At 71.1% G+C, this 14,304-nt stretch carries 13 protein-coding genes; 9 read left to right on the top strand and 4 right to left on the bottom strand.

The annotated features are described in order from the left end of the window. Positions 1-29: 29 nt before the first annotated feature. The 3 genes from ACLJOU_RS30765 to ACLJOU_RS30755 are packed head-to-tail and all read left to right on the top strand — an operon-like array spanning position 30 to position 3,966. Positions 30-2,303 (top strand): ATP-binding cassette domain-containing protein, encoded by a 2,274-nt coding sequence (locus ACLJOU_RS30765; RefSeq protein ID WP_410572192.1) that lies wholly within the window; start codon positions 30-32, stop codon positions 2,301-2,303. After that, positions 2,300-3,109, top strand: coding sequence for a siderophore-interacting protein (locus tag ACLJOU_RS30760; protein WP_410572191.1), 810 nt, complete (start codon positions 2,300-2,302; stop codon positions 3,107-3,109). The genes ACLJOU_RS30765 and ACLJOU_RS30760 overlap by 4 nt, the downstream gene beginning before the upstream one ends. Continuing rightward, entirely contained in the window at positions 3,094-3,966 is an 873-nt protein-coding gene (locus tag ACLJOU_RS30755) for a phosphotransferase (RefSeq protein ID WP_410572190.1), read from the top strand. The genes ACLJOU_RS30760 and ACLJOU_RS30755 overlap by 16 nt, the downstream gene beginning before the upstream one ends. On the opposite strand, the gene ACLJOU_RS30750 is transcribed toward ACLJOU_RS30755, so the two are convergent. The 3 genes from ACLJOU_RS30750 to ACLJOU_RS30740 all read right to left on the bottom strand — a co-directional run bounded on the left by ACLJOU_RS30750 (position 3,967) and on the right by ACLJOU_RS30740 (position 6,616). Further along, positions 3,967-5,130 carry a cytochrome P450 gene (locus ACLJOU_RS30750; protein ID WP_410572494.1) on the bottom strand — a complete coding sequence of 388 codons (1,164 nt, stop codon included), beginning with the start codon at positions 5,128-5,130 and terminating at the stop codon, positions 3,967-3,969. It abuts the gene before it with no gap. A 96-nt stretch (positions 5,131-5,226) separates the two neighbouring features. Continuing rightward, positions 5,227-5,790, bottom strand: a complete 564-nt coding sequence (locus ACLJOU_RS30745) for a TetR/AcrR family transcriptional regulator (RefSeq protein WP_410572188.1) — start codon at positions 5,788-5,790, stop codon at positions 5,227-5,229. Between the two features lie 121 nt (positions 5,791-5,911). After that, entirely contained in the window at positions 5,912-6,616 is a 705-nt protein-coding gene (locus tag ACLJOU_RS30740; RefSeq protein ID WP_410572186.1) for an SDR family oxidoreductase, read from the bottom strand. 101 nt (positions 6,617-6,717) lie between these two features. Here ACLJOU_RS30740 and ACLJOU_RS30735 point away from each other — a divergent pair, with 101 nt between their 5' ends. Together ACLJOU_RS30735 and ACLJOU_RS30730 are read left to right on the top strand one after the other, a co-directional pair. Then, a complete protein-coding gene (locus ACLJOU_RS30735) occupies positions 6,718-7,209 on the top strand; it encodes a winged helix-turn-helix transcriptional regulator (protein WP_410572185.1) in 492 nt (163 codons plus the stop codon). A gap of 190 nt (positions 7,210-7,399) precedes the next feature. Beyond that, positions 7,400-8,557: an AAA family ATPase gene (locus ACLJOU_RS30730; protein WP_410572183.1), complete on the top strand. Its 1,158-nt coding sequence runs from the start codon at positions 7,400-7,402 to the stop codon at positions 8,555-8,557. An 8-nt stretch (positions 8,558-8,565) separates the two neighbouring features. On the opposite strand, the gene ACLJOU_RS30725 is transcribed toward ACLJOU_RS30730, so the two are convergent. Further along, a complete protein-coding gene (locus ACLJOU_RS30725) occupies positions 8,566-9,570 on the bottom strand; it encodes a LacI family DNA-binding transcriptional regulator (protein ID WP_410572181.1) in 1,005 nt (334 codons plus the stop codon). A 153-nt stretch (positions 9,571-9,723) separates the two neighbouring features. Here ACLJOU_RS30725 and ACLJOU_RS30720 point away from each other — a divergent pair, with 153 nt between their 5' ends. The 4 genes from ACLJOU_RS30720 to ACLJOU_RS30705 are packed head-to-tail and all read left to right on the top strand — an operon-like array spanning position 9,724 to position 14,300. Beyond that, positions 9,724-10,800 carry an ABC transporter substrate-binding protein gene (locus ACLJOU_RS30720; protein WP_410572179.1) on the top strand — a complete coding sequence of 359 codons (1,077 nt, stop codon included), beginning with the start codon at positions 9,724-9,726 and terminating at the stop codon, positions 10,798-10,800. Beyond that, positions 10,800-12,365 (top strand): sugar ABC transporter ATP-binding protein, encoded by a 1,566-nt coding sequence (locus tag ACLJOU_RS30715; RefSeq protein ID WP_410572177.1) that lies wholly within the window; start codon positions 10,800-10,802, stop codon positions 12,363-12,365. The genes ACLJOU_RS30720 and ACLJOU_RS30715 overlap by 1 nt, the downstream gene beginning before the upstream one ends. Next, a complete protein-coding gene (locus ACLJOU_RS30710) occupies positions 12,358-13,320 on the top strand; it encodes an ABC transporter permease (protein WP_410572175.1) in 963 nt (320 codons plus the stop codon). The genes ACLJOU_RS30715 and ACLJOU_RS30710 overlap by 8 nt, the downstream gene beginning before the upstream one ends. Continuing rightward, positions 13,317-14,300 (top strand): ABC transporter permease, encoded by a 984-nt coding sequence (locus ACLJOU_RS30705; protein ID WP_410572173.1) that lies wholly within the window; start codon positions 13,317-13,319, stop codon positions 14,298-14,300. The genes ACLJOU_RS30710 and ACLJOU_RS30705 overlap by 4 nt, the downstream gene beginning before the upstream one ends. Positions 14,301-14,304: the final 4 nt, after the last annotated feature.

The raw sequence follows: 14,304 nt of genomic DNA, 5'->3' as shown, positions 1-14,304 counted from the left end.
TTACAGCCTAAAGTATCGAGAAGGACGGTATGACCTCACCCAGGCGGGCCGCCGACACCCACGACGTGATCCAGGTCCGGGGCGCCCGGGAGAACAACCTGACCGGCGTCGACCTGGACATCCCGAAGCGACGGCTGACGGTGTTCACGGGCGTCTCCGGCTCCGGCAAGTCGTCGCTGGTCTTCGGCACCATCGCGGCCGAGTCGCAGCGGCTGATCAACGAGACCTACAGCGCCTTCCTCCAGTCGTTCATGCCGAGCCTCTCGCGCCCGGACGTCGACCTGCTGGAGAACCTGAGCGCCGCCATCGTCGTCGACCAGGAGCGGATGGGCGCCAACTCGCGTTCCACGGTCGGCACCGCGACCGACGCCTACGCGATGCTGCGGATCGCCTTTTCGCGGCTCGGCGAGCCGTACGTCGGCACGTCCGGGGCGTTCAGCTTCAACCTGCCCGAAGGCATGTGCCCGGCCTGCGAAGGCCTGGGCCGGGTGTCCGACCTCGACGTCCGCGCCCTGCTCGACTTCGACCGCTCACTGAACGAAGGCGCCGTTCTGGTCCCCGGCTGGGCGCCGGACAACTGGTACGTGCAGATCTACGCGTCCTCCGGCTTCTTCGACCCGGACGCGAAGATCCGCGACTACACCCCCGAGCAGCTCGACGACCTGCTGCACAAGGGCCCGTGCAAGGTGAAGGTCGGCAAGCAGAACCTCACCTACGAGGGCCTGGCCGTGAAGGTCAAGCGGCTCTACCTGCAGAAGGACACCGATTCGCTGCAGTCGCACCTGCGCGCGTTCGTCGAGAAGGCCGCCACCTTCGCCACCTGCGGCGAGTGCGGTGGCGCGCGGCTGAACCAGGCCGCGCTGTCGGCGAAGATCGACGGCCGCAACATCGCCGACTGCGCCGCCATGCAGATCAGCGACCTCGCCGAGTTCGTGCGGAACCTCGACGCGCCGTCGATCCGGCCGCTGCTGGGCAACCTGCGCGACACGCTCGACTCGCTCGTCGAGATCGGCCTCGGCTACCTCTCGCTCGACCGCGAATCCGCGACGCTCTCGGGCGGCGAGGCCCAGCGCGTGAAGATGGTGCGGCACCTGGGCTCCAGCCTCACCGACGTCACCTACGTCTTCGACGAGCCGACCGTCGGGCTGCACCCGCACGACATCGAGCGGATGAACAACCTCCTGTTGTGCCTGCGGGACAAGGGGAACACGATCCTGGTCGTCGAGCACAAGCCGGAGACGATCCGGATCGCCGACCACGTCGTCGACCTCGGTCCGGGAGCGGGTACCGACGGCGGGCGGCTCTGCTACACCGGCGACGTCGACGGCCTGCGCGCGTCCGGCACGCTCACCGGGCGCCACCTCGACCACCGGGTCACGCTGCGGGACGAGGTGCGCACGCCGACCGGGCACGTTTCCATCACCGGCGCGAAACTGCACAACCTGCGGGACGTCAGCGTCGACGTCCCGCTCGGTGTCCTGACCGTCGTCACCGGCGTCGCCGGGTCCGGGAAGTCGTCGCTGATCCACGGCTCCCTGGCCCACCGCGACGACGTCGTCGTGGTCGACCAGTCGGCGATCCGCGGGTCCCGCCGGTCCAACCCGGCGACCTACACCGGCCTGCTCGATCCGATCCGCACGGCGTTCGCCAAGGCCAACGGGGTCAAGGCGAGCCTGTTCAGCGCCAACTCCGAAGGCGCCTGCCCGAAGTGCAAGGGCCTCGGCGTGATCTACACCGACCTGGCGATGATGGCCGGGGTCGCGTCCGTGTGCGAGGAGTGCGAGGGCCGGCGGTTCACGCCGAAGGTGCTGACCTACGAGCTGCGCGGCAAGAACATCAGCGAAGTCCTGGCGATGTCCGTCGCCGAGGCACGCGAGTTCTTCGCCGGCGGCAACGCGCGGACGGTCCTCGACCGGCTCGCCGACGTAGGCCTGGGCTACCTGACGCTCGGGCAGCCGCTGACGACGCTGTCCGGCGGCGAGCGGCAGCGGCTCAAGCTGGCGATCCGGATGGCCGAGCGGGGCTCGACCTACATCCTCGACGAGCCGACGACCGGCCTGCACCTCGCCGACGTTGACCAGCTGCTGGCGTTGCTCGACCGGATCGTCGACGCGGGCAACACGGTGGTCGTGATCGAGCACCACCAGGCCGTGATGGCGCACGCCGACTGGCTGATCGACCTCGGGCCCGGCGCCGGCCACGACGGCGGCCGGGTCGTCTTCGAAGGCACGCCGGCGGCGCTGGTGGCCGACGCGACCACGCTCACCGCCCGCCACCTGCGCGAATACCTGGGGAAGCCGTGAACCCGACCGGTCTGCTCGAAGTGACGGCGGTCCGCCGGGTGACGCCGCGCGTGGTGCGCGTGACCTTCACCGGCGACGGGCTGGCGGAGCTGGCGCCGTGGCCGGACCAGCAGCTCAAGCTCCTGTTCCCGCCACCGGGCCACCCGGTCCGGCTGCCGTCGCCCGAGGACGACGTCATGCGCTGGTACCAGGCGTACCTGGCGATCCCGGCCGAGGAACGCCCGGTCATGCGCAGCTACACCGTGCGCGGCCGGACGCGGGAGACCATCGACGTCGACTTCGTGCTGCACCCGGGGCCGGCGGGACCGGCCACGGCGTGGGCGTTCCAGGCTGCCCCGGGGGACGTCCTCGGCCGGTACGGGCCGGACCCGGCCTACCGCCGTCCACTGTCCACAGCAGACACGCTGCTGTGCGCGGGCGACGAGACGGCCATCCCCGCGATCGCCTCTCTACTGTCCGAAGTGGACAATGCCGTGGTCTTCGTCGAGGTCGCGGACGCGGCCGAGGAACAACCGCTGCCGGGGGTGCGGTGGGTGCACCGGGACGGCGCCGAGCACGGCACCCGGCTGCTGGCGGCGGTGCGCGAGGTACCGCTGCCGGCGGGGTCGGCGGCGTGGCTGGCCGGGGAGGCGTCGACGGTCCGCGCGGTGCGCCGCCACCTCCTGGAACGCGGCCTGGCCAAGAGCGACATCGAGTTCACCGGTTACTGGCGGCGCAGGCTGACCCAGGACGACGCCCCGACGCCGGAAGACCTGGCCGACGCGGCGGAAAAGCTGGGAGACTCGGCCGGGTGGAGGGGCAACTGAGGGCATCGGGCATCGACCCGGCTTCGGTGGTGGCGGCCGAGGACCTGGGCGGCGGAACGTACAACCGGGCGATCCGGCTGCGCCTGGCGGACGGACGGCGGCTGGTGCTCAAGATCGCGCCGTCCGCGCCCGGCCTGACGTACGAGCACGACCTGCTGGCGACGGAGGCGGAGTACTACCGCCTGGCGTCCGGGCCGCTGCCGTCGGTGGTGGGCACGGGACCGGGGTTCCTGCTGATGACGGAGGTGCCGGGGAGGCCGTGGTCCGAGGTGCCCGGCACCGGCCCGCACCTGCGCACGGAGCTGGGCCGGATCGTGGCGGCCCTGCACGAGACGACCGGCGACGGGTTCGGCTACCTCCAGGACCCGCTGCACCCGACGTGGTTTTCCGCGTTCACGGCGATGGTGGACGCGATCCTGGCCGACGCCGTCCGGTACGGAGTGCGCCTGCCGCGCCCGGCGGCGGAGATCGCGCACCTCGTGCGTCGCCACGAGCCGCTGCTGGAGCCGGTCACCACGCCGGTCCTGGTCCACTTCGACCTGTGGCGGGGCAACATCCTGGTGGACGGCGACCGCATCTCGGGCATCGTCGACGCCGAGCGGGCGTTCTGGGGCGACCCGGTGGCGGAGTTCGTTTCGCTGACGCTGTTCCGCGACTTGGACGAGCCCCTGCTCGCGGGGTACGGGCGAGCCCGCTTCGACGCCCCCGCCCGCCGCCGGCTCACGTTGTACCGGGTGTACCTGGGCTTGATCATGCTGGTGGAGATGGTGCCGCGGCAGGACACGGACGCGGAGCGGGCCCGTCGCGTCTCGGGGTGGCTGGCGGAGCACCTGGACGCGGCCCGGCAGGCGGGGTGATCACCAGGTGACGGGCAGGCTGTGCACGCCGTACACCAGCATGTCGTCCTTGAACGCCAGCTCCGCCATCGGCACCGCGAGCCGCAGTCCCGGAATCCGGCGGTACAGCGTTCCGTACACCACCTGGAGCTCGACCCGCGCCAGCGTCTGGCCGAGGCACTGGTGCACGCCGTACCCGAAGGCCACGTGGTGGCGGGCCTCGCGCGTCACGTCGAGGCGGTCCGGGTCCTCGAACACCGTCTCGTCGCGGTTGGCCGCGTCGCCGGCCGCGATGATGCCTTCGCCCGCGCGGATGGTCTCGCCGCCCAGCTCGATGTCCGCGGTCGCCACGCGACGGCGGCCCGTGTGCGTGATGTTGAGGTAGCGCAACAGCTCTTCGACCGCGCGGCGCAGCAGGTCCGCGTCACCCGAGCGCACCAGCTCCAGCTGGTCCGGGTGCGCCAGCAGGGCCACCGTGCCGAGGGCGATCATGTTCGCCGTCGTCTCGTGGCCGGCCACCAGGAGCAGCTGGCCGGTCGACGCCACCTCTTCGGCGGTCATCTTCCCGGTGGCGTACTGCGTGCGCGCCAGCTTGCTCAGCACGTCGTCACCCGGAGCGGACACCTTGCGCTCGACCAGGCCGCCGAGGTACGCCAGCAGGTCTTCGGTGGCCCGCACCGCCTCCTCCGGCGTCGCGGTCCGGGACACCATCACCTTCGTGATGTCCTGGAACAGGTCGCGGTCTTCGTACGGCACGCCCAGCAGTTCGCAGATCACCAGCGACGGCACCGGCAAGGCGAACGCCGGCACCAGGTCGACCGGCTTGGGGCCGGCCAGCAGGCCGTCGACCAGGTCGTCGACGATCCGCTGGATCGCCGGGCGCAGCGCCTCCATCTTCTTCACCAGGAAGTCGCCGGTCAGCAGCTTGCGCCGGCCGGCGTGCTCGGCGCCGTCCATCGTGATGAACGACTTCGCGCGGTGCCGGCGGGCCGCCGAAGCCGCGCTCTGGTGCGGGTAGCCCGGGTGGTCGGAGTCGGCGCTGACGCGCGGATCCCGCAGCAGCGCGCGGACGTCGGCGTACCGGGTCACCAGCCACGGCGTGCTGTCGTTCCACAGGCGCACCCGGGACACCCGGGGCAGCTCGCGCAGTTCGGCGGGCGGGTCGAAGGGACACCGCCGGGTCATCGGAAACGCGGGCACGCCGTCCACCGGACACCTCCCGGAGTCGCCGGAATTTACGTAGCAATGCTAAGCATTCCGGCGACCACGCCACAGGGCCGATCAGGCGAACACGAGTGACACGAGCTCGTCGACGAACGGCGCCACCAGCTCGGCCCCGGTCCGGTTCAGCGCGCTGTGGAACAGCGCGACCCGCCCGTGCGCGCCGACGAACACGACCGCCGCCGCGCGGCCCGGCGTCACGCGCAGCCGGTGACCCGCCTCGACACAGCGCTCGAACCCCGCCGTCAGCCGGTCGATGACGTCCAGGAGCGGGCCTTCCGGGCGGCTGCCGGGCTCCAGTTCGGACGCGCCGTTCGCGAGCATCAGCCGGTAATGCCCCGGATTCCGCATCGCGAACGCGCAGTACGCGTGAATCTGCGCCCGTACCCGGCCGACGGGGTCGGTTTCCCCGATTGCCTCCTCCGCCGCGCGCATCGAATCGGCCAGCCGGGCGTATTCGTGGTCGAGCAAACCGCGGACCAATTCCGCACGGTCGGAGAAATGCTGGTAGATGCTCGCCGGGGCGATGCCGACGGCGCGGGCGACGCCGCGGATCGTCAGGCCGTCCTCGCCGCCGAGCTCGGCGAGCAACCGGCCGGCCGCGGCCAGGATCTCACCGCGCAACCGTTCGCCTTCACCCCAGCGGTTCCTCGTTCGGCCCATTCCCGCTTTTACGCGTTCCGCCACCCGTCCATTCATACGCCCGCGGGTGCGCCCCCGGTATTCCGGGGTCGAGAAAACGCCTTCAGGAAACCAGCGCCGGGTACAACGCGGTCACGTCGCCGGAGAGCCCGGCCCGCACGTTCCGGCTGACGTCGTCGGCGAGCACCTCGAACCGTCCTTCCTCGACACCGTCCAGAGCCAGCCGCGCGACGACCGCCGGGTCGATCTTCGGGCCGTCCACGTCCTTGGCCATGTCGGTGTCCATGTACCCGACGTGCAGCGCCGTCACCTGCGTCTTCTGCGACGCCAGTTCCAGGCGCAGCGCGTTGGTCAGCGACCAGGCCGCCGCCTTCGCCGCGGAGTACGCCGCGACCCTCGGGGCGGTGAACCAGGAAAGCACCGACAGCACGTTGAGCACCGCGCCGCCGCCGTTGCGCGCGAGGACCGGCGCGAACTCGCGTGTGACGGCCAGCGTGCCGAAGTAGTGCGTGTCCATTTCCAGGCGGATGTCCTCGACGGACCCGCCGAGCAGGGACGCGCCGGTGGACGAACCGGCGTTGTTCACCAGCAGCGTGACGTCGCCGGCGACCCGGGCGGCTGCCCGGATCGACTCCGGATCGGTCACGTCGAGCCGCAACGGGACGACTCCCGGCAGGTCGATCGACTCCGGGTTCCGCGCGGCCGCGTAGACCTTCGCCGCCCCCCGCTCCAGCAACTCCGCGGCGAAGCGCCGCCCGAGGCCCCGGTTCGCTCCGGTGACCAGCGCCACCGCACCCGTGATGTCCATGACGAATCTCCTCTCGCACCTGGCTTGCATTTTGCAAGCTAGCTGCCGACGACGGTACGGCGTAAACTTGCTTCGAGCAAGCCAGGTGGAAGGGATCACAGATGAGCCGACGCATCACGTGGGCGGACGCCGCCTGCCCGATCGCCCGCGCCGCCGACGTCCTCGGCGAGCCGTGGACGTTGCTGATCCTGCGCAACGCCACCGCGGGCACCACCCGGTTCGAGGACTTCCGCGCCCAGCTCGGCATCGCCGACAACGTGCTGACGACCCGGCTGGCCAAGCTCGTCGACCGCGGGCTGCTGACCAAGCTCCCCTACCGTGACGGCGGCCGGACCCGCCACGAGTACCGCCTGACGCAGGCCGGCTCGGACGCGTTGCCGGTGCTGCACGCCCTCGGCACGTGGGGGCACAGCCACACTGCGTCGGAAGCCGCCCCGAGCCCGACGACGCTGGTCCACACCCGCTGCGGGCAGGTCACCCGGCCGGACGCGAAGTGCGACGCCTGCGGGAAACCACTGGTCAGAAGCGATCTCGCGTGGCGCGGTTCGTGGCTCGACGAGGGGGAGATCCCGCTGGCCGAGCCGGTCGGCTGAGCGACCCACGGCTACGAAGCCACGATGCCGGACAAGCAAGGCCGGGCATGACCCGTGATCGGAGGGTCATCACCCGTGATTGGAGGGTCATCACCCGTGATTGGAGGGTCATCACGCGTGATGCCTTGCGGATCACGGGTGATGCCCTCCCCGGCACGGGTGATGCCCCGGCCGCGGTTAAGTTCTGGGGATGCTCACCACGCTGGCCGTCGCGAACTACCGCTCGCTGCGCGACCTGGTGCTGCCGCTGGCCGGCCTGACCGTCGTCACCGGGCCCAACGGCAGCGGCAAGTCGAGCCTCTACCGGGCCCTGCGGCTGCTGGCGGACGCGTCCCGCAACGGCGCCGTGGCGGCGCTGGCGCGGGAGGGCGGGCTGCCGTCGACGCTGTGGGCCGGCCCGGAGAACGGCGTGCGGCGGGGCACCACCCGGGTCGAGGGCAAGGTCCACACGAAGGCCGTCGGGCTGCGGCTCGGCTTCGCGGGCGACGAGTTCGGCTACGCGCTCGACCTCGGACTGCCGGTGCCGGGCAAGCGGACGGCGTTCAACCTCGACCCGGAGTTCAAGCGGGAAGCGGTGTGGTCGGGGCCGGCCCTGCGGCCGTCGACCCTGCTGGCGGACCGCGCCGGCCCGTCGGTCCGCACGCGCGTCGCCTCGGGCGCCTGGGGTGACGAGCGGTTCAAGATCCGGCTGACGGACAGCATGCTGAGCGAGTTCTCGGACCCACGCGCGTGCCCGGAGCTGGTGGTGCTGCGCGAGCGCATCCGGTCGTGGCGGTTCTACGACCAGTTCCGCACGGACGCCGACGCCCCGGCCCGACAGGCCCGCATCGGCACCCGCACGCCCGTGCTGTCCCACGACGGCGCCGACCTGGCGGCGGCCCTGCAGACGATCATCGAGATCGGCCGCGCGGCGGACCTCGCCGAGGTGGTCGACGCGGCCTTCCCGGGTTCGACCGTGGAAGCGACTTCGCAGGACGGCGTGCTCTCGGTTTCGTTCCACCAGCACGGCTTGCTGCGCCCGTTGTCGGCGGCGGAGCTCTCGGACGGCACCCTGCGCTTCCTGCTGTGGGTGGCGGCCCTGCTGACCCCGCGCCCGCCGGAACTGCTGGTGCTGAACGAGCCGGAGACGAGCCTCCACCCGGACCTCCTGCCGGCCCTGGCCACGCTGATCGCGACGGCCGCGGAGGACACCCAGCTGGTGGTGGTCTCCCACGCCCGCCCGCTGATCCGCGCGCTCGAGGAGGTGGCCGACGTGCGCACGGTGGAGCTGGCGAAGGAGTACGGCGAGACGAAGGTCGCCGGCCAGGGCCTGTTGGACCGCCCGTCCTGGCACTGGCCCGGCCGCTGACCCCAGGGTCAGCGGCCGCAGGTGCTTTCGCGGACTTCCAGTGCGAACGGGGTCTGGATGTCCTGCGGCGGTGCCGTCGTGTCCCCGGTGATCCGCCGGTGCACGAGGTCGACCGCCGCCTCGGCCAACGCCGTTTTGTCCGGCGCGATCGTGGTCAGGGAGGGCAGCGAGAATGCGCTCTCTTCGTTGTTGTCGAACCCGACGATCGCCACGTCCTCCGGCACCCGCAGGCCCAGCTCGGCCACCGCGCGCAGCGCGCCGATGGCCAGCAGGTCGTTGAAGCAGAAGACCGCGTCCGGCGGGGAAGGCAGCGCCAGCAACGCCTTCATCGCCGCCGCGCCCACCGAGCGGTGCCACTTCTCCGCCGGGGCCACCAAAGCGTCCGAATAGGACAAACCGGCCTCGGCCAGCGCCGACCGGTAGCCCGCGAGCCGCTGCGACGACGTCCCGCGCGCCGGGTTGCGCCCGATCGCCGCGATCCGCTTCCGCCCCAGCGAAGCCAGGTGCGCCACCGCCGTGCGCGCCGCCAGGACGTTGTCGATCGCCACGTGGTCGATCGGCACGTCCACCGCGTGCTCGCCCAGCATGACCAGCGGGATCCCGCCCGGGTCGGCCGGGAAGTCCGCCGCCTCCAGGGCTTCCGGGTGCACCAGGGCCCCGTCGACCAGGTGCGGCCCGAGCGACGAAAGCGTGTCCCGCTCCCGGGACCGCGTGCCCTGCGTCTGTTCGATCAGGACGCTCCAGCCGCGCTGCTGCGCCGCCGTGATCACCAGGCCGGCCAGCTCGCCGAAGTACGGGATGGACAGCTCCGGCACCATCAGCGCCAGGAACCCGGTGCGGCCGCGGCGGAGGTTGCGGGCCCCGACGTTCGGCCGGTAGCCGGTCGCCGCGAGGGCTTCCTCGACGCGCCGGCGGTTCTCCGGCTTGACGAAGGCGTAGCCGTTCACGACGTTCGACACCGTCTTCACCGACACTCCGGCGAGCGTGGCGACGTCCTTGAGCGTCACGGTCACGGGCGGTCCCTTCAGAGAGTGAGCACGAAGTGTAGCGAGCCGCGGCCGGTTTACAACGTTGTTCCAACGATGTAAAAAGTACCCCAAGGCTCCCGTGGTGACCCCGATCACCCCGGCGAGCGGGTCACCGACGACGCTGCCCGAGGAGTCACCGTGCTCTTGTCCTCCCGCCCCCGACTGGTCCTGGTCACCGCGGCCGCTGCCGCGCTGACCCTCACCGCCTGCACCAGCAGGGAAGAATCCCCCGCGGCCCCGTCGAGCGGCGGCGGGCCGGCCGCCAGCGCCCAGTCCGCCGCGCCGTCCGCCGACGGCTGCACGCTCGGCAAGACCGGTTACCCCAAGGTCGACCTGAAGACCGCGGTGGTGGGTTTCTCCCAGTCCGAAAAGGAGGCCAACCCCTTCCGGATCGCCGAGACGCAGTCCATTCGCGACGAAGCCGCCAAGCTCGGCATCGCGAGCGACAAGCTGCTCGTGACCAACGCCCAGAGCGACCTGAACCGACAGATCAGCGACATCAAGTCGATGCTCGACCGCGGCGCCCAGCTGCTCGTCGTCGCGCCGCTCAACTCCGACGGCCTGCAGCCCGCCCTCGACGCGGCGAAGGCCAAGAAGGTCCCGGTCGTCACCATCGACCGCAAGGTGACGTCGCAGCCGTGCACCGACTACCTGACCTTCATCGGCTCGAACTTCGTCGAGCAGGGCAAGCGCGCCGCGCAGGAGACCGCCCGGGTCACCGGCGGCACCGGCAAGGTGGCGATCCTGCTCGGCTCGTCGGGCAACAACGTCACCACCGACCGCACCAAGGGCTTCAAGGACGAGCTCGCGAAGACCCCCGGCCTGTCCGTGGTCGCCGAGCAGACCGGCGAGTTCGACCGGTCCAAGGGCCAGGCCGTGATGGAACAGCTCATCCAGAGCCACCCGGACATCACCGCCGTCTACGCCGAGAACGACGAAATGGGCGTCGGCGCGGTCAACGCGCTGAAGACGGCGGGCAAGACGCCGGGCAAGGACGTCAAGGTCGTGTCCATCGACGGCACCCGCAACGCCGTGCAGCTCATCGCCGACGGCAGCTACAACGCCGTGATCGAGTCGAACCCGCGCTTCGGCCCGCTGGCCTTCCAGACGCTGCAGAAGTTCGAGAACGGCGAGCCGATCCCGGCGAGCATCGTGATCACCGACGACCAGTACGACGAGACCAACGCGGCCCAGAAGGTCGGGAACGCGTACTGATGACGGCAGCGACCGAAGAGGACGTCGCCATGACGACCGCACCGGTGCTCGAGGTGACCGGGGTGACCAAGCGGTTCCCCGGCACCCTCGCGCTCGACGACGTCAGCTTCGCACTGGCCCCGGGCGAGGTGCACGCCCTGGTCGGCGAGAACGGCGCCGGCAAGTCCACGCTGATCAAGGTGCTCACCGGCGTCTACCAGCCCGACGAGGGCGAGGTGCGCCAGTCCGGCGAGCCGGTGACGTTCAAGCGGCCGATCGACGCGCAGCGCGCCGGGATCTCCACCATCTACCAGGAGGTCAACCTCGTCCCGCTGATGAGCATCGCCGGCAACGTCTTCCTCGGCCGCGAGCCGCGCACCAAGGCCGGGCTCGTCGACTGGCCGAAGATGTACGCCGACGCCCGTGAGCTGCTCAAGGGCTACGGCATCGACGACGACGTCAAGCGCCCGCTGCACACCCTCGGCGTCGGCGCGCAGCAGATGGTCGCCCTCGCCCGCGCGGTGTCGACCGACGCCAAGGTCGTCATCATGGACGAACCGACGTCGTCGCTCGAGCCGCGCGAGGTCGAGACGCTGTTCGAGGTGCTGAACCGGCTGCACGCCGCGGGCATCGCGATCGTCTACGTCAGCCACCGGATGGACGAGCTGTACCGGGTGTGTGACAGCGTCACCGTCCTGCGCGACGGCCGGGTCGTCCACAGCGGACCGCTGAAGCCGCTGCCGCGCATCGAGCTCGTGTCGAAGATGCTCGGCCGGGAGATCAGGCAGATCCGCGAAGAAGGCGTCACGGCGTTCGGCGAGGAGCACGAGGTCGAGCGGGAACCGCTGCTCAAGGCCGAAGGCCTGTCCGGCATGCGGAAGCTGCACGACGTCTCGGTGAGCATCCGGCCCGGCGAGGTCGTCGGCCTGGCCGGGCTGCTCGGCTCGGGCCGCAGCGAGACCGCGCGGGCCATCGTCGGCGCGTTCCCCCTGGACGGCGGCAGCGTGCTGCTGGCCGGGAAACCCCTGAAGCGGGGCCGGATCAAGGCGGCCATGCGGGCCGGGATCGCGCTGCTGGCCGAGGACCGCAAGACCGACGGGATCATCCCGAACCTGTCGGTCCGCGAGAACATCGTGCTGGCCGCGCTGCCGACGCTGTCGCCGTTCGGCCTGGTCAGCCGGGCCAGGCAGGACCGGATCGTCAAGATCTTCATGGAGCGCCTGCGGATCAAGGCGGCCAGTCCCGAGCAGAAGGTGTCCGAGCTCTCGGGCGGCAACCAGCAGAAGGTGCTGCTCGCCCGCTGGCTCGCCACCGGCCCGAAGATCCTGCTGCTCGACGAGCCCACCCGCGGCATCGACGTCGGCGCCAAGGCCGAGGTCCAGGCGCTGATCGACGAACTCGCGCAGGAAGGGCTCGGCGTGCTGCTCATCTCGTCCGAACTGGAGGAACTGATCGACGGCTCCGACCGCGTGGTCGTCCTGCGCGACGGCTCGGTCGCCGGAGAGCTGACCGGCGACCGCATCACCGAGGAGAACGTGCTGACGGCCATCGCCGCCGAGACCACCGAGGGTGACAACGATGTCTAGCGCCACCCTGACGAGAACGCCGGACCGCGCGAAGGTCACGGCGTGGCTGCAGAACTACGGCGTCTACCTGGCCGTCGTCGTGCTGCTGCTGTTCAACGTCCTGTTCACCGAGAACTTCCTGTCCGCGGCCAACTTCCGCACCCAGCTGGTGCAGGCGGCGCCGGTCTGCATCGTCGCGCTCGGCATGGCGCTGGTGATCGGCACCGAGGGCATCGACCTGTCGGTCGGCTCGGTGATGTCGATCGCCGCGGCGCTCATCCCGCTCTACCTCGGCGCCGGCCCGCTGACGGCGATCATCGTCGCCGTCATCGCGGGCGTGGTCTCCGGCTTGTTCAGCGGCTACCTGGTGGCGTACCTGGGGATCCAGCCGATCATCGCGACCCTGGCGCTGCTCGTCGGTGGCCGCGGGCTCGCGTTGGTCATCGCCCACGGCCAGCTCGTCCAGCTGCGCAACCAGGACTTCCTGGCGCTGGGCACCGGGGACCTGCTCGGCGTCCCGATCATGGTGATCGTCGCGGGCGTGCTGGCGGTGCTGACCGGGCTGGTCGTCCAGCGCACGACGTTCGGGCGGCACCTGGTGGCGGTCGGCGGCAACCGCGCCGCGAGCACCCTGGCCGGCCTGCCGGTGAAACGCGTGCTCATCAGCGTCTACGTCATCTCCGGGGCGCTGGCCGCGATCGCCGGTGTGCTGGCGACTTCGCGACTGGCCGCCAGCGACCCGAGCGACGTCGGCCTGCTCATGGAGCTGTCCGCGATCACCGCGGTCGTCGTCGGCGGCACGCCGCTGACCGGTGGCCGGGTCCGCGTGCTCGGCACCGTGTTCGGCGCCCTGCTCATGCAGCTCGTCCAGGCGACCCTGATCAAGCACAACCTGCCGGACTCGACCGCGCAGATGGTCCAGGCGGCCATCATCGTCGTCGCGGTCTACGTCGCGCGCGAGCGGAGCAGCCGGTGACAACCCAGTCCGCCACTCCCATCACGGCGCGCAACGCCGCGCTCGCCGGTGTCCTGCAGCGGCAGGGCGCGGCCGTCGTGCTCGTGCTCGGCCTCGCCGCGTCGTGGTTCGCGTTCCCGCACTTCGGCACCGCGGACAACCTGCGCAGCCTCGTGCTGCAGGGCTCGTTCCTCGCGGTGATCGCGCTCGGCATGACGTTCGTGATCATCTCCGGCGGCATCGACCTGTCGGTCGGCTCGAACTACGCGCTCGGCGGCGTCCTCGCCGCGTACGGCGCGCAGTACGGCCTGGTCGTCGCGATCCTGTTGCCGCTGGCCGTGTGTTCCCTGATCGGGTTCGTCAACGGCCTGCTCATCGCCCGCACCGGGATGGCGCCGTTCATCGTGACGCTGGCGTCGCTGCTGTTCGCCCGCGGACTCCTGCTGGCCCTGACGTCCGAAGGCGCGACGACGTACAAGGTGGACGCCGGCTCGGCGTTCCTCTGGCTGGGCCAGGGCACGATCTTCGGCATCGGCGTCCCGGTCTACCTGACGCTCGTGCTCTTCGCGCTCGGCGGGTTGCTGCTGCGCCGCACGCGGTTCGGCCAGTCCGTGTTCGCCATCGGCGGCGCCGAGCAGTCGGCGTTGCTGATGGGACTGCCGGTGGCCCGCACCAAGATCAGCCTCTACACGCTCAGCGGCGCGCTCGCCGGGTTCGCGGGCATCCTCACCGCCGCGTACCTGCAGTCCGGCGTCACGGTGATCGGCGTCGGCACCGAGCTCGACGCGATCTCCGTCGTCGTCATCGGCGGCACGCTGCTCACCGGCGGCGCCGGCACGATCATCGGCACGCTCGTCGGCGTGCTGCTGCGCACGCTGATCCAGAACGTCATCAACCAGATCGGCACCCTCGACTCCAACTACCAGACCGTCGTGAGCGGGGCCTTCCTGCTCGTCGTCGTGGTCATCCAGCGCCTGCTCGCGCGCTCCCGGACCCGCTGAACCC

Origin of the sequence: Amycolatopsis sp. cmx-4-61, from assembly GCF_046548775.1 — a bacterium.
Classification (GTDB): Bacteria; Actinomycetota; Actinomycetes; order Mycobacteriales; family Pseudonocardiaceae; genus Amycolatopsis.
Note: the sequence above shows the minus strand (reverse complement) of the source record. Positions and strands in the feature narration are given on the sequence as shown.